General features: G+C 71.2%; 22 protein-coding genes. 11 read left to right on the top strand and 11 right to left on the bottom strand.

Annotated features, from left to right (window positions below; all coding sequences use genetic code 11):
• Positions 1-7 precede the first annotated feature (7 nt).
• Positions 8-847 carry a bifunctional hydroxymethylpyrimidine kinase/phosphomethylpyrimidine kinase gene (thiD, locus tag B5F84_RS04255; protein ID WP_239378245.1) on the top strand — a complete coding sequence of 280 codons (840 nt, stop codon included), beginning with the start codon at positions 8-10 and terminating at the stop codon, positions 845-847.
• Between the two features lie 401 nt (positions 848-1,248).
• Here thiD and B5F84_RS04260 read toward each other — a convergent pair whose 3' ends face one another.
• Genes B5F84_RS04260 through B5F84_RS04270 form a run of 3 tightly spaced genes read right to left on the bottom strand, consistent with a single transcriptional unit; the run spans position 1,249 to position 3,279 of the window.
• Complete coding sequence (locus B5F84_RS04260) at positions 1,249-1,974, bottom strand: ABC-2 transporter permease (RefSeq protein ID WP_087321204.1); 726 nt, start codon at positions 1,972-1,974, stop codon at positions 1,249-1,251.
• A complete protein-coding gene (locus B5F84_RS04265; protein ID WP_087321206.1) occupies positions 1,974-2,864 on the bottom strand; it encodes an ABC transporter ATP-binding protein in 891 nt (296 codons plus the stop codon). The genes B5F84_RS04260 and B5F84_RS04265 overlap by 1 nt, the downstream gene beginning before the upstream one ends.
• A 46-nt stretch (positions 2,865-2,910) precedes the next feature.
• Entirely contained in the window at positions 2,911-3,279 is a 369-nt protein-coding gene (locus B5F84_RS04270; RefSeq protein ID WP_087321209.1) for a GntR family transcriptional regulator, read from the bottom strand.
• Between the two features lie 279 nt (positions 3,280-3,558).
• Here B5F84_RS04270 and B5F84_RS04275 point away from each other — a divergent pair, with 279 nt between their 5' ends.
• The 7 genes from B5F84_RS04275 (at position 3,559) to B5F84_RS04305 (ending at position 10,021) form a co-directional block, all read left to right on the top strand.
• Complete coding sequence (locus tag B5F84_RS04275) at positions 3,559-4,257, top strand: response regulator transcription factor (RefSeq protein WP_158094488.1); 699 nt, start codon at positions 3,559-3,561, stop codon at positions 4,255-4,257.
• Complete coding sequence (locus tag B5F84_RS04280) at positions 4,235-5,608, top strand: HAMP domain-containing sensor histidine kinase (RefSeq protein WP_087321215.1); 1,374 nt, start codon at positions 4,235-4,237, stop codon at positions 5,606-5,608. The genes B5F84_RS04275 and B5F84_RS04280 overlap by 23 nt, the downstream gene beginning before the upstream one ends.
• 90 nt (positions 5,609-5,698) lie before the next feature.
• Entirely contained in the window at positions 5,699-7,168 is a 1,470-nt protein-coding gene (locus tag B5F84_RS04285) for an FtsX-like permease family protein (RefSeq protein ID WP_087321217.1), read from the top strand.
• Between the two features lie 11 nt (positions 7,169-7,179).
• On the top strand, positions 7,180-7,851 hold the full coding sequence (locus B5F84_RS04290; RefSeq protein ID WP_087321219.1) for an ATP-binding cassette domain-containing protein: 672 nt from the start codon (positions 7,180-7,182) through the stop codon (positions 7,849-7,851).
• A 241-nt stretch (positions 7,852-8,092) separates the two neighbouring features.
• Entirely contained in the window at positions 8,093-8,515 is a 423-nt protein-coding gene (locus B5F84_RS04295) for a YjdF family protein (protein ID WP_087321221.1), read from the top strand.
• Positions 8,516-8,714: 199 nt separating this feature from the next.
• Positions 8,715-9,305 carry a TetR/AcrR family transcriptional regulator gene (locus B5F84_RS04300; RefSeq protein ID WP_087321223.1) on the top strand — a complete coding sequence of 197 codons (591 nt, stop codon included), beginning with the start codon at positions 8,715-8,717 and terminating at the stop codon, positions 9,303-9,305.
• 74 nt (positions 9,306-9,379) lie between these two features.
• Positions 9,380-10,021 (top strand): class I SAM-dependent methyltransferase, encoded by a 642-nt coding sequence (locus B5F84_RS04305; RefSeq protein WP_087321225.1) that lies wholly within the window; start codon positions 9,380-9,382, stop codon positions 10,019-10,021.
• A gap of 4 nt (positions 10,022-10,025) precedes the next feature.
• Here the strand turns inward: B5F84_RS04305 and B5F84_RS04310 are convergent, their stop codons facing one another.
• From B5F84_RS04310 to B5F84_RS04335, 6 genes are all read right to left on the bottom strand, one after another.
• On the bottom strand, positions 10,026-11,456 hold the full coding sequence (locus B5F84_RS04310; RefSeq protein WP_158094489.1) for a HAMP domain-containing sensor histidine kinase: 1,431 nt from the start codon (positions 11,454-11,456) through the stop codon (positions 10,026-10,028).
• Positions 11,457-11,461: 5 nt separating this feature from the next.
• A complete protein-coding gene (locus B5F84_RS04315; protein ID WP_087321229.1) occupies positions 11,462-12,124 on the bottom strand; it encodes a response regulator transcription factor in 663 nt (220 codons plus the stop codon).
• 143 nt (positions 12,125-12,267) lie between these two features.
• Positions 12,268-12,669: a hypothetical protein gene (locus B5F84_RS04320; RefSeq protein ID WP_087321231.1), complete on the bottom strand. Its 402-nt coding sequence runs from the start codon at positions 12,667-12,669 to the stop codon at positions 12,268-12,270.
• Positions 12,662-13,471 (bottom strand): hypothetical protein, encoded by an 810-nt coding sequence (locus B5F84_RS04325; protein WP_087321233.1) that lies wholly within the window; start codon positions 13,469-13,471, stop codon positions 12,662-12,664. Before B5F84_RS04325 ends, B5F84_RS04320 begins: the two co-directional genes overlap by 8 nt.
• A 5-nt stretch (positions 13,472-13,476) precedes the next feature.
• Positions 13,477-14,247 carry a hypothetical protein gene (locus tag B5F84_RS04330; RefSeq protein ID WP_087321235.1) on the bottom strand — a complete coding sequence of 257 codons (771 nt, stop codon included), beginning with the start codon at positions 14,245-14,247 and terminating at the stop codon, positions 13,477-13,479.
• Positions 14,244-14,972: a lantibiotic protection ABC transporter ATP-binding protein gene (locus tag B5F84_RS04335; RefSeq protein ID WP_087321237.1), complete on the bottom strand. Its 729-nt coding sequence runs from the start codon at positions 14,970-14,972 to the stop codon at positions 14,244-14,246. The genes B5F84_RS04330 and B5F84_RS04335 overlap by 4 nt, the downstream gene beginning before the upstream one ends.
• A 208-nt stretch (positions 14,973-15,180) precedes the next feature.
• Here B5F84_RS04335 and B5F84_RS04340 point away from each other — a divergent pair, with 208 nt between their 5' ends.
• The 3 genes from B5F84_RS04340 (at position 15,181) to B5F84_RS04345 (ending at position 16,366) form a co-directional block, all read left to right on the top strand.
• Complete coding sequence (locus B5F84_RS04340) at positions 15,181-15,771, top strand: TetR/AcrR family transcriptional regulator (protein ID WP_087321239.1); 591 nt, start codon at positions 15,181-15,183, stop codon at positions 15,769-15,771.
• 75 nt (positions 15,772-15,846) lie between these two features.
• Entirely contained in the window at positions 15,847-15,972 is a 126-nt protein-coding gene (locus tag B5F84_RS09735) for a hypothetical protein (protein ID WP_255375232.1), read from the top strand.
• Positions 15,973-15,985: 13 nt separating this feature from the next.
• Positions 15,986-16,366: a class I SAM-dependent methyltransferase gene (locus B5F84_RS04345; protein WP_087321241.1), complete on the top strand. Its 381-nt coding sequence runs from the start codon at positions 15,986-15,988 to the stop codon at positions 16,364-16,366.
• A gap of 154 nt (positions 16,367-16,520) precedes the next feature.
• On the opposite strand, the gene B5F84_RS04350 is transcribed toward B5F84_RS04345, so the two are convergent.
• Together B5F84_RS04350 and B5F84_RS04360 are read right to left on the bottom strand one after the other, a co-directional pair.
• The gene (locus tag B5F84_RS04350; RefSeq protein ID WP_087321243.1) at positions 16,521-17,144 is read right to left on the bottom strand and encodes a DDE-type integrase/transposase/recombinase; all 624 of its coding nucleotides are present in this window, start codon (positions 17,142-17,144) and stop codon (positions 16,521-16,523) included.
• A 501-nt stretch (positions 17,145-17,645) separates the two neighbouring features.
• Positions 17,646-18,554 carry an ROK family protein gene (locus tag B5F84_RS04360; RefSeq protein ID WP_087321247.1) on the bottom strand — a complete coding sequence of 303 codons (909 nt, stop codon included), beginning with the start codon at positions 18,552-18,554 and terminating at the stop codon, positions 17,646-17,648.
• Between the last annotated feature and the right edge of the window lie 142 nt (positions 18,555-18,696).

An 18,696-nucleotide genomic window follows, 5' to 3' on the forward strand; every position in this document is an offset into this window, starting at 1 on the left:
GGGTCTCATGGGCATGGGAGGCTGGAGCGTTCCCGCGGTGCTTGCGATCGCCGGCTCGGACTCGAGCGGCGGCGCGGGCATCCAGGCGGACATCAAGACCATCTCCGCGCACGGGCTCTTTGCCGAGACCGCGATCACCGCGCTCACGGCGCAGAACACCTGCGGCGTGCGCGACGTCATGGAGGCTACGCCCGAGATGGTGGCCGAGCAGATCGACGCGGTCTTCGAGGACATCCCGCCCGCCGCGGTCAAGGTGGGCATGGTGCCCTCCGCAGCGATCGCCGAGGCCATAGCCGCGCGGCTCGAGCGCTGGGGCGCGAGGAACGTGGTCGTGGACCCGGTGATGGTAGCCACCTCGGGTGCGCGCCTCATGGGAGACGATGCGGCATCGGCGCTCGTGGCGCGCCTGCTGCCGCTCGCCCGCGTGATCACGCCCAACATCCCCGAGGCGTCGGCGCTTCTCGGCGAGCCGGTGCGGAACGAGGACGAGCAGGAGCTCGCCGCGCTCGCGCTGGCCGGGCGCCTGGGCTGCGCGGTGCTCGTGAAGGGCGGGCACGGCGTGGCGGACGCCAGCGACGTGCTGGTGGAGTCGGCCGTCGAGGACGAGGGCGCGCCGCGCGTGACGTGGCTGCGCGCCCCGCGCGTGGAGACCGCGAACACTCACGGCACGGGCTGCACGCTCTCGAGCGCGATCGCCTGCGGCCTGGCGGAGGGCCGCGAGCTGCCCGAGGCGGTGGCGCGCGCGAAGGACTACCTCACGGGCGCGCTTTCTGCCGGGCTGGACCTGGGGCACGGCTCAGGTCCCGTTGACCACCTGTGGCGCCAGCGCGCGGGGTCGCGCGCCTAGGGGGCCGGCGGCCTTTTCCTCCGGTATTGGGTGGCATGTTTTATGTGTTGCCGCCCGCCGGGCGCTCGCCTGCGCGCGCCAAGAGAAACGACCTGCGGAAACGTGGGCTCGGCGGCCCCAGAGAGGTGCCGGCTTTGCCCCGTGCATAAAAAATGCCACCCAATACCGGAGGATGCGCCACGGAAGCGTATCGGAGGATGCGCCACGGGAGCGTATCGGAGGATGCGCCACGGGAGCGTACCGGACGATGCGCCACGGGAGCGGCGCCCTGCCGAGCGCGCGGACAGAAATCCCGTCGCATGCGCGCTCCTAGGGATAAAAAAGTGAAATCATCACGTCATGAGTGGGGCGCCGCCCCATCAGGTGGGTGCGACGCCCCGTCAGGTCCTTCTCGCCCGTCCCTAGAGCTCGCGCTTCTCGTAGAGGCGCAGGGAGGCCGCGGCGGAGATCGCCAGCGCCGCCGCGGCCAGCGCCACGCACGCCGCCACGCCGCAGACCATGCCCGCCGGCGTCTCCAGCGCGGTGAGCAGGTCGGACAGCAGGTCCAGTCCCGGGATCGCGCCGTCGAGCATCCCACTGTTGCCCAGCAGCGCCACCGGCACCACGAAGAGCAGCACGATCACCGTGGGCAGGAGCTGCGTGGCGCGCGTCTGGCCCAGGCGGAAGTAGAGCGGCGTCACCACGCTTGCCACCACGGCACCCATGAGCAGGCAGAAGCTGGTGACGAAGGCCGTCGGTCCCGTGAGGCTCTCGTCAAAGGTGAACGCCTCTCCTATCTCGCCGCCGATCCCCAGCGCACTCACCGCGCCGATGGCGATAAGTGCGCCCACAAGGCCCACGACCATGCCCATGAGTCCCAGCGTCACGATGGCGCCATAACGGCCGAGCACCACGTCGCGCCGGGAGAGCGGCAGCGTGAGGCGGAAGAGCCCCCAGTGGTTGAGCTCGTCGTAGGCGGCCAGGCCCATCGCGCCCATCATGAAGAACATGACGGTGAGGGTCGCCGGCATCGCGAGCGGCGTCTGCATGCCCACTCCGATGCACAGACTCACGATGAGCCCCAGGCCCAGGAGCTGCTTCGCGTAGTCGCGGAAGATCGTCATCTCAATGAGGTATGCGCGCTTCATTATCGGACACCGCCCTTCAGCGTGAGTGCCAGGTAGTCGTCGATGGTCATGCGGTCCACCGGAACCTCCGGGAAGCTCTCTGCAAAGGCAAAGCGGTCGGGGACCAGCAGGTCGATGCCGTAGTCGTGCCGCAGGTAGCGCAGGTCGCGCTCCGGGATGACGCCGCTCGCCGCCACGCGCTCGAGGTCCGCCACGCGGCAGCGCGCGATGCCCATCTCGTCGGTGATGGCGTCCTTGGGCAGGTCAAAGACGATGCGTCCATTGTCGATGCACACGATCCGGTCCGCGATGCGCTCCAGGTCGCTCGTGATGTGGCTGCTCATGAGGACGGCGCGGCCCGGCTCGGCCACGAAGTCGCGCAGGCGGTCGAGCACCTCGTCGCGCGCCATCGGGTCCAGGCCCGCCGTGGCCTCGTCCAGGATGAGCAGCCGCGCGTCGTGCGAGAACGCGCAGGCCAGGCTGAGCTTCATGCCCATGCCGCGCGAGAGCTCCTTGACGGTCTTGCGCGCGTCCAGGCCGAGCTCCGCGGTCAGGCGAGAGAAGCGGTGCGCGTCCCAGGTGGCAAAGGCGCGCTCGTAGATGCGGCCCACGTCCGCCACGTGCAGGTGCTCCGGCAGCGAGATCGCGTCAAACACCACGCCGACCTGCTCCTTGGTGGCCGCGCCGGAGGGACGGGAGAGCTCGGCGCTCGGGGTGCCGAGCACCTGCGCCTCGCCGCCGTCCACGGGGAAGAGGCCGAGAAGCGCCTTGATGGTGGTGGACTTGCCCGCGCCGTTCTGGCCGACAAACCCCACGACCTCGCCTTCGTTTACGGTGAGGTCAACGCCCTCAAGCGAGAAGCCGTCGTAGTGCTTGGTGAGCCCGCGGGCCTCGATGAGACTGCCGCTCATGTGAGTTCCTTTCCTCATGTGGAAAAGTGCCTGTCACTTTTCCACGTCACTCCAGTACGAGGGCGAGCATCTCTGTGAGCTCCTCGTTCGTGAGGCCGCAGGCCCGGCCGCGCTCCACGGCGCGGGCGAGAAGCCCCTCGACCTCACGCAGCTGCTCCTCGCGGATGAGCTCGGCGTTTCCGCCGGCGACGAAGCTTCCCTTGCCCTGCACGGTCTCTATGAGCCCCGTGGCCTCCAGGTCCGCGTAGGCGCGCTTGGTGGTGATCGCGCTCACGCGAAGGCTGTTGGCCAGCGCCCGGATGCTGGGGAGCTGCTCGCCCTCCTTGAGCTGGCCCGTCACGATCGCGGCCTTGATCTGGTCCGTGATTTGCTCGTAGATGGGCTTGCCGCTCGAGTTTGAGATGATGATGTCCAAATTCCGATCCTTCCTGCTCGCCCCTCGGGCGTCCCCTCGGGGGGTTGCCGCCGCGGGGCGTCCCCCTTGGCGGCGGCGGACGTCTTCGCGCCGCCCCGTCGGGTATATACCGTATATACCCGATAGCTACAGCATATACTCACCTATACACAGTGCAAGGGTAATTTCCGACTTTTTTGAATCGCGACTCCGGGACGGCCCTCAGCTGGGAAGCTAACCGTAAGCTAACGCCCGCGCGGTATGGTTCCAGCGGGGTCGGATGAGAAAGGGGTGGCGACCATGGCAGAGAGGGTGCTCGTGGTCGAGGACGAGCCCGACGTGCTGGACGCGCTCGTGCAGCTGCTCGCGCACGCGGGCTACGAGGCGCGGGGCGAGAAGGACGGGCTCGCGGGCCTCCGCGCGTTCCAGGCGGCGCTCGGGGCGGCGCCCTTCGACCTCGTCATGTTGGACGTGATGATGCCCAAAATCGACGGCTTCACGCTCTGCGAGGCGATCAGGTCCTCCTCCAACGTCCCCGTCATGGTCCTCACCGCCCTCGACGGGGAGGACGACCAGCTCCGCGCCTTCTCACTCCTCGCCGACGACTTCGTCCCCAAGCCCTTCTCGCTGCCCGTGGTCCTCGAGCGGGTGCGCGCGCTGCTGAGGAGGTCCGCCCCGGGGCGCGTCGGGGCGGCGGGCGTCGTCGCCTGGCGCGACGTTGTCCTCGACCCCGCCTCGCGCGAGGCCGTGCGGGCCGGCGCGCCGGTCGGGCTCACCAGGACCGAGTTCGACGTCCTTCTCGTCCTCATGTCGCGCCCGGGCAGGGTGCTCTCCCGCGCCGAGCTCGCCTCGGCCGGCGGGCAGGCCGACCCCGCGGACCCCACCGCCGGCGAGTCGGCGGTGAAGCTCCACGTCATGAACATCCGCCGCAAGCTCGGCGCCGACGTCGTCGAGACCGTGAGGGGGGTGGGCTACCGTGTGCCGCGCGATCGCCCGTAGCCTCTCCGCGAAGGTGTTCCTGCTCACGGCGGCGCTTCTCGCCGTCGGGTGCCTCGCCCTCTACGTCGCCGTGGCCCTCGCGCTGCCGGGCGGCTACCGCGCCCTCTCCGCCGCCCGAGCCGAGGAGGCAGCCTCCGCGCTTGCCGCCGAGCTCTCCGGGGCCGACGCCGGGGAGGCGGCGGGCATCGTCGAGCGCTTCGCCGCGGAGAACGGGGCTTCGGTGACGCTCTCCGGCGAGCCCGGCGCCGCGTCCGCCGGGGAGGGGGCGCCGGAGGGCTCCGCCTACACCGTCTCCGTCGCCGTCGAGCTCGCCGACGGCTCGAGCGAGCTCGTCACCATCACCGACTCCTCGGGGTCGCTCGGGATCATCGCCGACGCGCTCCTGCGCCTATTCCCGGCCGCCGCGGCCCTCATCCTCGCGGTCTCCGCCGCCGGCGCGTGGGTCTGCGCCCGCCTCGTGGCGCGCCCCGTCGTCGAGATCGCGGACGTCTCCGAGCGCCTGTCGCGCCTCGACATGACGTGGTCCTGTGACGAGCGCCGCGCGGACGAGGTGGGCGTGCTCGCGCGCAGCCTCAACGCCATGGCGGCGCGCCTCGAGCGCACCATCGGCGAGCTCCGCGGCACCAACGAGCGCCTGCGCTCCGAGGCCGAGGAGGCCACCGCCCGGGAGCGCGAGCGCCGCGACTTCCTGGCGGCGGCGTCCCACGAGCTCAAGACCCCGCTCGCCGCGGCGCGGGCGCAGGTTGAGGGGATGATGCTCGGCATCGGCGACTTCGCCGACCACGGCGCCCACCTGCCCCGGGCGCTCGCGGCCCTCGACCGCATGGACGCTCTCGTGTGCGAGATGCTCGCGGCGGCGCGGGCCGAGTCCGGCCCCGCGGCGGCCCCCGAGGCCCTCGACGCCCGCGAGGTCGCGGCCTCGGCGGTGGCGGCGTCGCGGGAGCTCGCCGCGTCGCGCGGCGTGGAGCTCGCGCTGCTCCCCGGCGCGGCCTGCCCGGTGGTGGCCGAGCGCGCGCAGCTCGAGCTGGCCGTCTTCAACGCCGTCTCCAACGCCGCGCGCCACGCCACGCCCGGCACCCACGCGACCGTCTCGCTCGGGGGCGGGCGCCTGCGCGTGGAGAACCGCTGCGAGCCGCTGCCGCCCGAGGTCGTGGCCCGGCTCGCAGAGCCCTTCTTCCGCGCGGACGCCTCGCGCTCGCGCGACGGCGGCGGGTCCGGCCTGGGGCTCCACCTCGCCGCGCGGGCCCTCGCTCGCCTGGGCGCGCCGCTCTCGCTCTCCTGCGAGGACGGAAGCTTCGTCTTCGAGGCGGACCTCTCCGGCCTCTCCGCGCCCGTGCGAACGGAAGACTAACCAAACGAGGACCGCGCGCGAACGGGCACACACCACCATCGGGATCGCACGGGCGGCCGCGGCCGCCGAACCCGACGGAAAGGTGGCACCATGCCGTTTCCCAGACGCGCCCTGCTCTACCTCGCGCGCAAGAGGGGCAAGACCCTCACCCTTCTCGCCTTGCTCTTCGTGGTGGCAGTTCTCGCTCTCACGAGCTGGTCGATACGCGGCGCCGCCCAGACGGCGCAGCTGAACGTCCGGCAGGCGCTCGGCGGCACGTTCACCGTGGAGCCCGACTCCTCCAACGCGGCCAACTGGGGCAGCTCGAGCGTGGGCACGGGCTCCCAGATAACCTTCCAGGGCGAGCCGCTCACGGCCGACTTCGTGCGCGAGGTCGTGGAGGGGGTGGACGGCGTGCGCGGCGGCTCGGGCAGCGTCTCCAACGTGCTCATCCCCGAGACCACGGACGGTTCCGCGGCCCTCGAGCTCGTGGAGGGCGCCGACGGCGACTCCTCGCTCGCCGCGGCCTTTGCGGGCGACGACTTCGGGCGCACGGTGCAGTTCTACGCCGTGAGCGACAGCGCCTTCGACTCCTACTTCGCCAACGGCTACCTCAAGCTCGTCGAGGGCGAGCCCATCACCGAGGACTCCGGCGACGGCGTGCTCGTGAGCCGGGAGTTCGCCGAGAAGAACGGACTTGCCGTCGGCGACGAGTTCAGCGTGCGCCGGGCGACCGTCCACGCGCAGATGGCCGGCATCGACGTGGAGGACACCCGCACGCGGGTGCGCGTCGCCGGCGTCTTCGAGCCCACGGCCAAGTCCCAGGCCGACCTTTCCAGCTGGTCGATGGACAACGCCATCTTCGGCACCATCTCGACGCTCGACCACGCCCGCGAGGGCACCGCCGAGCAGGGCTACGACCGCGTGACCTTCCAGGTGGACGACCCTGCCGAGCTCGGGCGCATCACCGGTGAGGTCGAGGGGCTCGACGCCCTCGCGGGCAAGGGCTACCTCGTCTCGGCCGACACCTCCGACGTCGACGCGGTGAGCGCCCCGCTCGAGAACATGGACCGCCTCGTGACCGCGCTCGCGGCGGCGTCGGTGGCCGTGGGCGCCGTGGTCCTCTACCTCGTGCTCTCCGGGCGCGTGCGCGACCGCCTGCACGAGAGCGGCGTGCTGCTCTCGCTCGGCCTCACGCGTGCCTCGGTGGTGGGGCAGTACCTCTGCGAGGTCCTGCTCGTCGCGGCGGTCGCCTTCGCCCTCGCCGTGCCGGCGAGCTCGCTCGCGGCGCAAACGATGGGGGACGCCCTCCTGGGCTCGGCGTCCGAGAGCGTCCAGACGGGCGGCGGCGACGGAGGGGTCAGCACCGCCGACGGCGTGTCCACCGTCTCGGGCGACCCCTTCGCGCCGACCTTCGAGGTCGACGGCGCCTCGTTCACCGACATCGAGGTCGAGGTGGGGCCGGGGTCCGTCGCGGCGCTCTTCGGCGTGGGGCTCGCCGTCTCTGCCGGCGCGGTCCTTCTCGCCTCCCTGCCGCTCAGGCGCATGGGGCCCCGCGAGATCCTGTCCACGCTCAGCTAGGGAGGAAGACCATGGAGAAGAACCCGGAGACCCTAAGGCGCGGCGCCCCCGCGCTCGAGCTGAGGGACGTGACCTACGCCTACGCCTCGCGCCCGCGGCTCAAGATACTGAACGGCGTCAGCGCCTCGTTCGAGGAGGGGGTGATGTACGCGATCGTGGGCCCGTCGGGCTGCGGCAAGTCCACGCTGCTCTCGCTCCTGGGCGGTCTCGACGTGTCCGTCTCGGGCGAGGTCGCGGCCGGCGGCGCGCCGCTCGGGCGGGGAGGGCTCGCCCGGCACCGACGCGAGAACGTCGCCTTCGTGTTCCAGGGCTACAACCTCGTCGACTACCTGACGCCGGCGGAGAACGTGGCGCTCGCCACGCGCCTGCCCGCGCTGCCGCTCCTCGAGAAGGTGGGGATCTCGGCCGAGGACGCGCGGCGCAGCGTGCTCGCGCTCTCGGGCGGCCAGCAGCAGCGCGTGGCCATCGCCCGGGCGCTGGGCAGCGACGCGCGGGCGCTGCTGTGCGACGAGCCCACGGGCAGCCTCGACGAGGACACCGCGGAGGAGATCGCGGGCCTGCTCGTGCGGGCCGCCCACGAGGAGGGGCGATGCGTGGTCGCGGTCACGCACTCGCGCGACCTCACCCGCCGTGCGGACCGGGTGCTCCGCCTCAAGCGCGGAAGGCTCGTCCGCGAGCGGTAGCGGCCGGGCGAGAGGCTTCCCGCGGGGAGCCCCCGCCTGGAGGGGCGCCCGCGCGGCGCCTCTCCGGGCGGCAGCCCAAAAGACAGTCCCCACGGGCGGCCCGCCGCGCGATATAATCGGCGCATCGGAGATGAAAACACGACCCCGTCGGGTAGTCGGGGTGCGGGCGCCGCCCGTCAGTAACCTGCCTCCTTGGTTGTCCCTTCTCCGCGTGGCTCTCTACATAAAGGAGGAATTCGCCATGCGGAAGACAGCCGTGTCCTCCACCCTCGTCGTGTGCTTCGACGGCCAGTTCTGGGTGGGGATCGTGGAGCGCGTCGAGGACGGCGCCCTGAGCTCGTGCCGCGTCGTCTTTGGCGCCGAGCCCTCGAACGAGGAGGTTCTCGACTTCGTGCTCAGGGAGTGGGCGAGGCTCCCCCTCGGCCCTGCCGTCGCCTGCGAGGGGCGGGCGATGGCGAGAAACCCGAAGCGCCGCCAGCGCCAGGCCGCCCGCGAGCTGAAGCAGCGCGGTCCCTCGACGAGGGCCCAGGTCGCGCTCGCCGAGCGGCGCGAGGCTCTGGCGCAGGAGTCCGGTGCCCGCGTCAAGGAGCGTCGAGAAGAGGAGAGGCGCCAGCGCTTCAAACAGAGGCAGGAGAAGGCGAAGCGGAAGCGCCAGGGACACTAGCGGGCTCTCTTCCGCCAGCGACCTTGCGGAGCGGTGAACCCTGCCTCTTTGAATGGCGGGCAACGACGTAAACTAGCCTTTCCACAGCTAGGGCGCCAAGATTGAAGAGGGCCCACACCGCAAGCTGTCCTTCTTGACACCCATTAATTGACCAATGTTCAATATAGGGCTACGATACCGGTGAAGGAGGTGGCGAGCGATGCCCAGAACCGTGATGGACCCCGAGGAGCGCCGGCGCGAGCTTTTGGCGTGCGCCATGAGGCTCTTCGCCGAGGAGGGCTACGACAACGTGTCCGTCCGCGCCGTGGCGCGTGCGGCCGGCGTGGCGCCGGGGCTCGCCTATCACTACTTCGACTCCAAGGAGCGCCTGTTCGCCGAGGCAATCGAGGACTATGCCCGCCGCTGTGCCGAGGGCGTCTGCGAGGTCCTGGACGGAAGGGACCTCACGCTGGACGAGAGGCTCGAGCTCGCGCTTGCCGCCGGCGCGCGGCACGGGGGCTACCCCTACGCCGCGTTCTTCCACGCCGAGGGGCATGGCGCGCTGCACGACAGGCTCTCGCTCGCCATGTGCGAGGCGGTGCGGCCGCACCTGCGTGCGGCGCTCGAGGCGGACGCGGCGGAGCGGGGCGCGCCGCCGTCCGGCGCCGACGAGCTCGCGGCGATCATGGTCTACGCCTGTGTGGGACTCGCCTCGGGCCCAGGCATGCCGGATGAGGCGGCAGTTACGGCCGCCCGGCGCTACCTGCGCGTCCTTCTCGCCGAGTTCCGCAAGGGGAGTGCCACGGACTAGGGATCCCGCCCCGGCTGCGGCCGGGGCTCTTTTCGGCCGATTGTATTGAACATTGCTCAACAGAAGGGAACAAGATGGAAGAGAAGAATGCCGAGCTGCTGCGCTCCCGCTCCCGTGCCGCCTTCGACGCGCAGGCGCCGACCTACGACGAGAGCATGCAAGGCGAGCACGCGCGCCGGCTCTACCCGCACGTGCTCGCGGAGGTGAGGCGCGCCGTGGCGGGGAGGCCCGCCCCGCGCCTGCTCGACCTGGGCTGCGGCACAGGCGCTCTCGCTGCGCTGGTGCTCGAGGGGGTTCCGGGCGCGCGCCTCAGCTGCGTGGACCTGTCGCCGAGGATGGCCGAGGCCGCGAGGGCGCGCCTGGGCGGGCGGGCCGACGTCCTGCTCTGCGACGCCGAGCGCCTGCCCTTCCGCGACGGCTCGTTCGACGCCGCCTGGTGCAACGACTCCTTCCACCACTATCCGGACCCCGAGCGGGCGGCCTTTCAGGTGTGGCGCGTGCTCGCGCCCGGCGGCGCGCTCGTCGTGGGCGAGGCGTGGCAGCCGGCGCCCGCCCGCGCGATCATGAACGCGTGGATGCCGCGCTCGCGCGAGGGCGACGTCCGCATCTACTCCGAGGCCGAGCTGCGCCGCATCCTCGGCACCTGGTTCAGTGAGGTCACGTGGCGCCGCGTGGGCCTGACCGCCTGCGTCGCGGTCGCGCGGAAGGGGGCGTGAGTCGTCAGGACCCGCTCAGGGGGATCGCGATGATTGCCACCGCGCCGCCCGAGGGGCTGTTGGCAAGCGAGACGGTGCCGCCGTGGGCGCGGGCAGCCTCCGCCGCCGCAGAGAGGCCGAGGCCGTAGTGACGCTCGCCGTCGCGCTCGGTGCGGGAGGCGTCGTCGGTGAAGAGGCGCTCGCATCCGTGCTCGAGCGCGGCGGGCGAGAAGCCCGGGCCGTCGTCGGAGACCTCGATGACCAGCGCTTCGTTTGAAATCGAGCACGTAAGCGCCACGCGCGAGCGCGCGTGCTCGGCGGCGTTGGCAACGAGGTTGGCGGCGGCGCGCGCCAGGGCCGTGCGGTCGAGCGGGACCTCGGGCGCGCCCGCGACGGCAGGGTCGACGTTCGCGACGAGCTCCACGCCGTGCGCCCGCGCGACGGGGGCCGCCTCGGCAACGACCTGCTCGCAGAGCTCGGCGGGGCGCGTGGGCGCCTTTGCCGAGGCGTCCGACCCGCGCGACGCCTCGATGAGCAGGCGCACGTAGCCGTCGAGCCGCTCCGCGCCGTCCGAGATGTCGCGAGCGGCGGCCGCGAGGTCCGCGTCCTTCTCGCCCTCCAGCTCCTCCGCCACAAAGTCGGCGTTGGCGCGCAGGACCGTGAGCGGGGTCTTGAGGTCGTGGGCGAGCGAGGCCACCTGCTCGCGCTGCCTGCGCTCGGCCTGCCAGCGAGCCTCGAGCGACGCGGCGAGGGAGGCGCGCATGGCGTCCATCGCGTCGAGGACATCGTTCATCTCGCGCACGTTGGTGCGGCCCACGGAGAAGTCGAGCTCCTCGTGCCCGATGCGCGCGGCCGCCTCCGTGAGCGGGGCCATCTTGCGGGAGATCACGCGGCTCGCCCGGCGCGCCACGAGCGCGAGCGCGAGCGCGCTGCCTGCCGCGCCGGCGGCGAGCATGAGGTTCTGCGGGTTGGGGAGGGTCTCGGCCGCCTCGCGCGCGACCCACTGCGGCAGGTACTCGGAGACGAGGGCGCAGGCGCCGCCGTTTGCGAGCGGAAACGCGGCGTAGGTGAGGCCCGAGCCGCCGCCGTCGATCTCCACCGAGCCCGGCTCGGCGGCGAGCGCCGCGAGGGCGGCGGTCGTCGCGTCCTCGAGCCGCGTGCCCTCGAGGTCCGTCGTCAGCGCTCCGCCGGCTTCGTCCACGACGAGGTAGTGGTACGCCGTGGGGATGTCCGCAGCTCCGAGGTCCTTCTTGTCCGCCAGGCGCGCCGCGACCTCGCGCACGTTGGCGGGCCCCCAGCTCGCCTGGTAGACCCATCCCAGATTGATTGCCGAGAAAATCGCCATGAACGCGAGGAGCCACGCCAGGGCAACCGCCGCGAATGCGTAGGCGAAGTAGCGCGCGATGACGAAGGAGAGCGGCAGGCCGCCGTGCAAAGGTGCCTGTCCCTTTTGCACGGTCCCTAGAGCTGCCACTTGTACCCCATTCCCCAGACGGTTGCTATTGGGTCGGCGCCGGCTGCGGCGAGCTTCTTGCGCGCACGGCTGACCTGCATGGAAATGGCCGTCTCGTCGGCGTCGCTCTCCCAGCCGAGCACGGCCTCGCGAATCTGCGCGCGGCTCATGACCTGCCCGGGGCGGCGGGCCAAAAGCTCGCAGATCGCGTACTCGGTGGGGGAGAGCGGCACGGGTGCTCCGCCCACGGAGAGCTCGCGCGCCCCGAGGTCGAGCCGCACGTCGCCGAAGGCGAGCGCATGCGCGTGCGGCCGGCGCTCGCGGCGCAGGTGGGCGGCAACCTTGGCGCGCAGCTCGGCGGCGCCGAAGGGCTTGCGGACGTAGTCGTCGGCCCCCAGGCCGTAGCCGGTGACGGCGTCCTCCTCGGTCACGCGCGCGGTGAGGAAGAGGATGGGCCCGTCAAAGGCCGGGCGGATCTGCCGCATGAGCTCGAAGCCGTCGAGCCCTGGCATCATGACGTCGCAGAGCACGAGGTCAAAGCGGGTGAGGTCCATGCCCGGGACCTGCGTGGGATCCGCGACGCGCACGACCTCGTGGCCGTCGCGCGACAGGACGCGCGCGAGGGCGTCCAGGATCGTCCGCTCGTCGTCAATCGCCAGAATGCGTGCCATCTCCCGTCCCCTCACTCGTCCAAGACCAGTCTGGCGCCCAATTCTAACGAAGGTGTAACGAGGGTACTTCGGCCGACGTCGCATACCCCGACATTTTGGGCCAGATTTGAGCCAAAATGTCGGGGTATGCGCTGACGACCAATCTATCCCAGCGCGTCGAGGGCCTTGGGGGGCACGTCCGTCCGGTCATGCGCCCGGTAGCGCACCCCAGATCCGCCGCACGCCTCGATTTCGAGCCAGCCCCTGCCGTCCGACTCCCGCCCAAAGAAGATGAGCTGGAGCTCGCGGACGTTGCCGTCGGCGTCTGCCGCGTCCACAAGGTAGACGTAGTTGGTGCCGGCGCCCGTGGCGTCGGCGTAGGAGCTCGTGTGGCTTCCGGGCACGGGCGCGGGCGCCCACATGGTGACCTCCGGGTTAGGCAGAACACGGTCGGCGACGGAGCGCAGGGCCGGTCCCCAGCCGGCCTCGAGCAGGGAATTCCCGCCCAGGACGAGCGCTACGGCAAGAAGGGCGAGCATGGCGGCGACGAGGGGCTTCCTACGCATCTGCCCTCCCGTCCTCGAAGCGGCGGAACCAGGCGAGAAGAACGACGACGGCCGCGAGGGTGAGCACGGCGTCAGCGAGTGCGGTCGCGGCGAGCGGTCCCGCCGCGCGCGCGACGTCGATGAAGGCCTCCACCCCGAGCGACCCCAGGCGCGCGGGCCAGGCAAACGGCACCCAGCTCAGAGGCGTCGTCAGGGCGCCGGTGAGCTCGCCCGTCATGAGGCCGTGCGCAAGCCCTCCCACCGAGAAGAACGCGAGGAGCGTGCCTGCCGCGCCGGCGCCAATGGCGGCGTTGCGGCCGAGGCGCAGGGCCACGCCGAGCCCAAGCGCGTAGATCGGCAGGCTGCCCAGCACGGTGCCCTCCCAGGCTGCCGCGAGCGGAGCGGGCCCGAGTGGCAGGCGGCCGGCCGCGGCGAGCACGGCCCCGAACACGCCGAGCGCCACGGCCAGCGCGCCCGCGCCGAGCGCCGCAAGGGCGAGCCACTTGGCGAGGACGGCGCGGCCGCGCGAGGGGACCGCCGTGAGGCTGGCGAGGCGCCCGGCGGCGCGCTCCTCGTCCACGGCGAGCCCGCAGACGATGGCGGACATGAGCGGCATGAGGGCGCCGAGGAACTGGGCGTAGGCGTCCGCGCCCAGTGCCGGGTCCCATCGGGCCACGGAGAAGTACTCGCCGCAGGCAAGGCCGGCGGCCAGGCCGCAGACGAGGTGCACCGCCACGAGCGGGGAGCGCGCCAGGCGCAGGGCCTCGGAGCGCAGGGTCCGCGGGAGCGTCATGCGCGGCGTCGCTTCGGTGAATTGTGCCATGCCGATCACCTCTCCTCGGAGTGCGCGAACCAGGCCGCGCCCGCCGTCGTGAGCGCGACGAACGCGAGCGCACAGACCGCAAGGCCGGCCAGCGTGAGCATGCCGTCCGCCGCGAGCGCCCCGCCGAGCGCCATGTCCGCCGCGAGCGGCTCGCCGCTCGGCAGCACGGGGATGAAGCTCGTGGGGATGACCATGCTCGCCGATGGCGGGAAGAGCTGCGGCAGCGGCACCAGCGACCAGGCGAACCCGCCCACGAGCTGCACGGCAAGCGGACAGAAGATCCCCGCGAGCATGCCGAGCCGCGCCGTGGCCCAGAGCCCCGCCGGGATCATCCACGCCGCGGTCATCGTGTTCACGAGCGCGCAGCAGAGCATCGTGAGCGTGCCGGCCGCCGTGAGGCCCTGCGCGGAGAACGTCGACCCCGCGAGGTAGATGCCAAAGACCACGAGGTTCGAGAGCGCGCAGAGTGCCAGGCACCAGAGCGCCTTGGCCCACCAGGCGCGCCCGAGCGGAAAGCCCAGGCCCAGCATGCCCCGCATCCGCGTTCGCGCGTCCGCCTGCGCGACGCACGCCACCACGAGCGAGAGCGCCACGGGCAAAAAGAGCGCGTACCAGTAGTTCCACGCGCTGAAGGACTGCACGCCCTGGTAGGGCATCGCGCCGAGCAGCGGCATCGGCAGCGCCATGAGCACGGCCAGGCGCACGGGCGCCGCGTGGCGCGACTTCAGCGCCTCGGCGCGTAGGCCCGCGATCAGGCCGCTCTTCGTGCCGCTCATGCCGCCACCTCCCCGCGCCCGCGCCGTCCTTCTCGGCAGACGCCCATGAAGAGCTCCTCGAGGTCCTGCCCCGGGCGCAGCGCGTCCTCGTAGGCGAGGCGCCCCCGGTAGATGATGCCGATGGTGTCCGCCATCTGCTGCACCTCGGAGAGGATGTGGCTGGAGACGAGGACCGTCGTGCCCGCCGCCGCAAATCCGCGGATCTGGTCGCGCAGCTCCTCGATGCCGATGGGGTCGAGGCCGTTGGTGGGCTCGTCCAGCACCAAAAGGCGCGGCCGGGCGAGAAGGGCGAGCGCTATCCCCAGGCGCTGCCGCATGCCCATCGAGAATCGTCCCGCCCGCTTGCGCCCGGTGTCGGTAAGGCCCGCGGCCTCGAGCGCCTCGTCGATGCGGCGCTCGGGCAGGCCGAGAAGCGTCGTGCGGACGCGGAGGTTCTCTCGGGCGGTGAGGTTGGGGTAGAGCGGAGCCTCCTCGATGAGCGATCCGATGGCGTAGAGGTCCTCGCGGCGCCATGGATGGCCGTCGAAGATGATCTGCCCCTCGGTGGGGCGGAGCATCCCGCAGATCATCTTGAGCGTGGTGGACTTGCCCGCGCCGTTGGGGCCGAGCAGGCCGTAGACCTCGCCCTCGCGCAGGTGGAGGCCCACGTTGGCCACTGCCGTCTGCACCTCGGCGCTGCGGCCAAAGCGCTTGGTGAGCCCGCGCGTCTCGAGCAGGTATTCCATGGACGTCCCTTCGTTCGGTTTTTTTGTGGACGTCCTCCATGGTGCGGCCCATTTCTAACGAAGCCCTAACGGCTGCAAAAAAGGGACGGGTTCAAACGAGCAGCTCAAACGGGACAGGTCCCGATGGCGTGTGGGACGGGCGATTGCCCTCCAATTATTGACCAATGTTCAACACTGAGTTACGATGGCTCCGAGGAGGTGATGCCGCATGCCCAGGACCGTGAGGGACCCCGAGGAGCGCAGGCGCGAGTTGCTCGCCTGCGCCATGCGGCTCTTCGCCGAGGATGGCTACGACAACGTGTCCGTCCGCGCGGTCGCGCGCGCCGCGCACGTGGCGCCGGGGCTCGCGTACCACTACTTCGACTCCAAGGAGCGCCTGTTCGCGGAGGCCATCGAGGACTACGCGCGCCGCTGCGCCGAGGGGGTCTGCGCCGTGCTGGACGAGCGGGGCCCCTCGCTGGATGAGCGGCTCGACCGCGCGCTCGCGACGGGCGCGCGCCACGACGGCTACCCGTACGCGGACTTCTTCCACGCGGCGGGGCACGGGGCGCTCCACGACCGGCTCTCGCTCGCGATGTGCGAGGCGGTCCGCCCGCACCTGCGCCGCGCGCTCGAGGTGGACGCCGCGGAGCGGGGGGCCGCCGCGAAGGACGCCGACGAGCTCGCCGCCATCATGGTCTACGGCTGCGTGGGCCTGGCCTCCGGCCCGGGCATGCCGGACGAGGCGGCCCTCGCGGCGGCGCGGCGCTACCTCCGCGCGCTTGTCGCCGAGTTTCGGGCGGGAGGGTCGCCAAGCTAGGGACCTTGCCCCGGCTGTTGCCGGGGCTTCGTTCTGCCAATTGTATTGAACATTGCTCAACAGAAGGGAACCACGATGGACGAGAAGAACGCCGAGCAGCTCAAGGCGCGCACCCGGGCGGCCTTCGACGCGCAGGCCGCGACCTACGACGCTGGGATGGAGGGCGAGCACGCGCGCCGGCTCTACCCTCACGTGCGTTGACCTGTCGCCGCGCATGGCAGGGGCCGCGCGTGTGCGCCTGGCCGGGCGCGCCGAGGTCCTTCTCGGCGACGCTGAGCGCCTGCCCTTCCACGACGCGGGCTTCGACGCGGCCTGGTGCAACGACTCGTTCCACCACTACCCGGACCCCGAGCGCGCGGCGTTCCAGGCGTGGCGCGTGCTCGCGCCCGGCGGCGCGCTCGTGATAGGCGACGCCTGGCAACCGGCGCCGGCGCGCGCCGTCATGAACGCGTGGCTGCCGCGCTCGCGCGAGGGGGACGTGCGCATCTACTCGGAGGCGGAGCTCAGGGATATCCTGGGCGCCTGGTTCGCCGAGATGAGCTGGCGCCGCGTCGGGATGACCGCCTGCGTCGCCGTGGCGCGCAAGGGCCGCTGAGCCGCGCGCGTGCTGTGCGAAAACTCATGCAAAGTCACGTTTTCGTCGCTCGAAGCGTGGCTTTCAATGAGTTGAGCGGAGCTAGCTCACTCAAAGTTACGCTTTCAGCTGCGAGAACGTGACTTGGGGGGGCGGACATTTTCTTGTATACATCCTACAGCGAGACCCCCAGCCGCCTGCGCCTCCCCGAGATCGTCTCGTAGCGACGCCCTCCGCCGGGCTTCTCGAAGCGCTTGAGCCTTCCGTCCCCGTACCACTCCATGTAGTCCCCGATTGCCCCCTCCAGCTCCCCGAGGCCGACGCCCGCCCGGTCGAGCGGCTCGAGGAACTCGGTCCTGAACGTGCCGAAGAAGCCCTCGGCCGGGGCGTTGTCGGCGCTTCGCCCCGGCCGCGACATCGACCGCGTCACGCCGCGCTCCGAGCACAGCTCCTTCCAGCCCGCGGAGCGGTAGGGCCCGCCGCCGTCGGTGTGCGCGGTCGGCGCCGACCCGGACGACAGCGAGTCGAGGCAGGAGCGCAGGGACGACGAACAGAGGGCCGAGTCGGGGTGGAGCGACAGGGACCACGCCGCCGGCATCCCGTCGAAGCAGTCGACCACGGGATTCAGGTAGCACTTGTAGCCGTCCATGGCGAGCTCGGTGACGTCAGTCACGGCCAGCACGCCGGGCGCCGCCGCGGAGAAGTCGTGGTCGGGCGCGTAGCCCTCGCCCGCCGCCCTCCTCGCCTCCGCGCGCTCGCGCGGCAGGTTCGGCGGCCTCGAAGGCGCGCCCGGCGGCACTCATAGGAGCTCCTCGATATCCTCAAGAAACCGGTGATCGAGCGGAGGGGCAGGCCGGTCGCCAGCCTCAATCTCTCGCCGAGCTCGCACTTGCTCCTGCTCGAGATCGAACCCGGCCCCCAGCCGACCGCTTTTAGGTCGGCCAACACCGCCCTGAGCAGGATGTTCTCCATCTGCGCCGGCTCCAGGCCGGCGAGCGGCCCCGTCGCCGGCGGGTCGTAGACGCCCCTCGGGCACATGCGCGCTCCCTCCGTCCGCCCCACGCCCCCGATTCTAGGCGAGGGGCGGACGGAGGGAGCCTGCCGGCCGCCCAGTTGCGCACCGCGGCCTCGCCGCAGCCCGCCAGCTCGGCGGCCTCCCCCCTGCTCATGCCCTCCCTGACGACGAGGAGGGCGAGCTCGACGTCGTCCTTAGAGTACATGCGGACCTCCAGTCCGGACCCGATGGTCCAACTTTTCGTCCGCACCCCCTGACGCTATGCATTTCTATAATGCGCGCATGTCAGCGCGATTGCTCCATGGCGAGGAAGTGCTCGTAGGCGCCGATGAGGTTGGCATCGTTGAAGAACCGGCACGCCACGATGTCCGTCTCGGGGAATGCGTTGTCGAACGCGGCGTTGAAGCGCCGGTGTGCGTCCCTCACGCCCTCCACGAAGAGCGGGTTCTGGCTGATGCCGCCGCCGAGGCAGACGCGCTCGGGGTCGAGCCAGCACTGGATGTTGTGGATCTGAAGGGCAATCTCGTCGCACACCCGATGGAACACGCCGGCGACGACCTCGTCCCCGTCCTCGAGCCAGCCGAAGAGTTGCCGTCCGTCGCAGCCGTCGATTCCCTTTGCCCGGGCGACGCGCTCGCATAGGGATTTGGTCGAGCAGGCGGACGACCAGAGACGGTCGTTCGCAATGGGGTCGCAGACCCTCTCGGGCCAGGAGGTGAGGACCTTCGAGGCCTCCCCCGCAAAGAGGTGCGCTCCCCGCAGGACCTTGCCGTCGATGACCACACCGCCGCCGATGCCCGTCCCAAAGGCAAGAACCACGCCGCAGTTAACGCCCTGGAGGTTACCGCGGGAGAACTCAGCGATTGCCGAGCAGCGCGCGTCATTCTCGATCTCAACTGGGAGTCTGAAGCGCTTCTCCCACTCCGTTACGTCGACGTCGTAGTTGTAGAGCAGTGCGCCGCCCGTTCGGATGTACTTTCGGCGTGCGTCGATCTCTCCCGGCATGGAGAGGGCCAGACCCTCGACGTCTCCCATGCGCTCAAGGATGCCCTCGATGGTCTCGAGGAATGCCTCGGGGTCGTGGCTTTCCCCGTCGGGAGTGGGCACCTGCCCCTTACCCTCGATATCCGTACCGCATATGGTGCAGTACTTGATCGCGGAGCCGCCTACGTCGAGAACCGCCAGCTTCTTCATGTCCTTCTCCTGTCCCTGCCTGCTGCCTATATGACGTTCACGTCGCGCAGTTCGGAGCGCATGCCGTTGCTGCGTGCGACGGAGAACTCGAAGGGCGTTCCGTCGTCGAGGAAGCCGACCTGGGAGATCTCGAGCAGGGGGG

It is taken from the genome of Olsenella sp. An290, from assembly GCF_002159535.1.
Classification (GTDB): Bacteria; Actinomycetota; Coriobacteriia; order Coriobacteriales; family Atopobiaceae; genus Thermophilibacter.

What these genes read in the sequence shown, in the direction of transcription:
- thiD (WP_239378245.1), top strand. Translation starts at nt 8, where the DNA reads ATGGGCATGGGAGGCTGGAGCGTTCCCGCGGTGCTTGCGATCGCCGGC.
- B5F84_RS04260 (WP_087321204.1), bottom strand. Translation starts at nt 1,974, where the DNA reads ATGAAGCGCGCATACCTCATTGAGATGACGATCTTCCGCGACTACGCG.
- B5F84_RS04265 (WP_087321206.1), bottom strand. Translation starts at nt 2,864, where the DNA reads ATGAGCGGCAGTCTCATCGAGGCCCGCGGGCTCACCAAGCACTACGAC.
- B5F84_RS04275 (WP_158094488.1), top strand. Translation starts at nt 3,559, where the DNA reads ATGGCAGAGAGGGTGCTCGTGGTCGAGGACGAGCCCGACGTGCTGGAC.
- B5F84_RS04285 (WP_087321217.1), top strand. Translation starts at nt 5,699, where the DNA reads ATGCCGTTTCCCAGACGCGCCCTGCTCTACCTCGCGCGCAAGAGGGGC.
- B5F84_RS04290 (WP_087321219.1), top strand. Translation starts at nt 7,180, where the DNA reads ATGGAGAAGAACCCGGAGACCCTAAGGCGCGGCGCCCCCGCGCTCGAG.
- B5F84_RS04295 (WP_087321221.1), top strand. Translation starts at nt 8,093, where the DNA reads ATGCGGAAGACAGCCGTGTCCTCCACCCTCGTCGTGTGCTTCGACGGC.
- B5F84_RS04300 (WP_087321223.1), top strand. Translation starts at nt 8,715, where the DNA reads ATGCCCAGAACCGTGATGGACCCCGAGGAGCGCCGGCGCGAGCTTTTG.
- B5F84_RS04305 (WP_087321225.1), top strand. Translation starts at nt 9,380, where the DNA reads ATGGAAGAGAAGAATGCCGAGCTGCTGCGCTCCCGCTCCCGTGCCGCC.
- B5F84_RS04315 (WP_087321229.1), bottom strand. Translation starts at nt 12,124, where the DNA reads ATGGCACGCATTCTGGCGATTGACGACGAGCGGACGATCCTGGACGCC.
- B5F84_RS04320 (WP_087321231.1), bottom strand. Translation starts at nt 12,669, where the DNA reads ATGCGTAGGAAGCCCCTCGTCGCCGCCATGCTCGCCCTTCTTGCCGTA.
- B5F84_RS04325 (WP_087321233.1), bottom strand. Translation starts at nt 13,471, where the DNA reads ATGGCACAATTCACCGAAGCGACGCCGCGCATGACGCTCCCGCGGACC.
- B5F84_RS04330 (WP_087321235.1), bottom strand. Translation starts at nt 14,247, where the DNA reads ATGAGCGGCACGAAGAGCGGCCTGATCGCGGGCCTACGCGCCGAGGCG.
- B5F84_RS04335 (WP_087321237.1), bottom strand. Translation starts at nt 14,972, where the DNA reads ATGGAATACCTGCTCGAGACGCGCGGGCTCACCAAGCGCTTTGGCCGC.
- B5F84_RS04340 (WP_087321239.1), top strand. Translation starts at nt 15,181, where the DNA reads ATGCCCAGGACCGTGAGGGACCCCGAGGAGCGCAGGCGCGAGTTGCTC.
- B5F84_RS09735 (WP_255375232.1), top strand. Translation starts at nt 15,847, where the DNA reads ATGGACGAGAAGAACGCCGAGCAGCTCAAGGCGCGCACCCGGGCGGCC.
- B5F84_RS04345 (WP_087321241.1), top strand. Translation starts at nt 15,986, where the DNA reads ATGGCAGGGGCCGCGCGTGTGCGCCTGGCCGGGCGCGCCGAGGTCCTT.
- B5F84_RS04360 (WP_087321247.1), bottom strand. Translation starts at nt 18,554, where the DNA reads ATGAAGAAGCTGGCGGTTCTCGACGTAGGCGGCTCCGCGATCAAGTAC.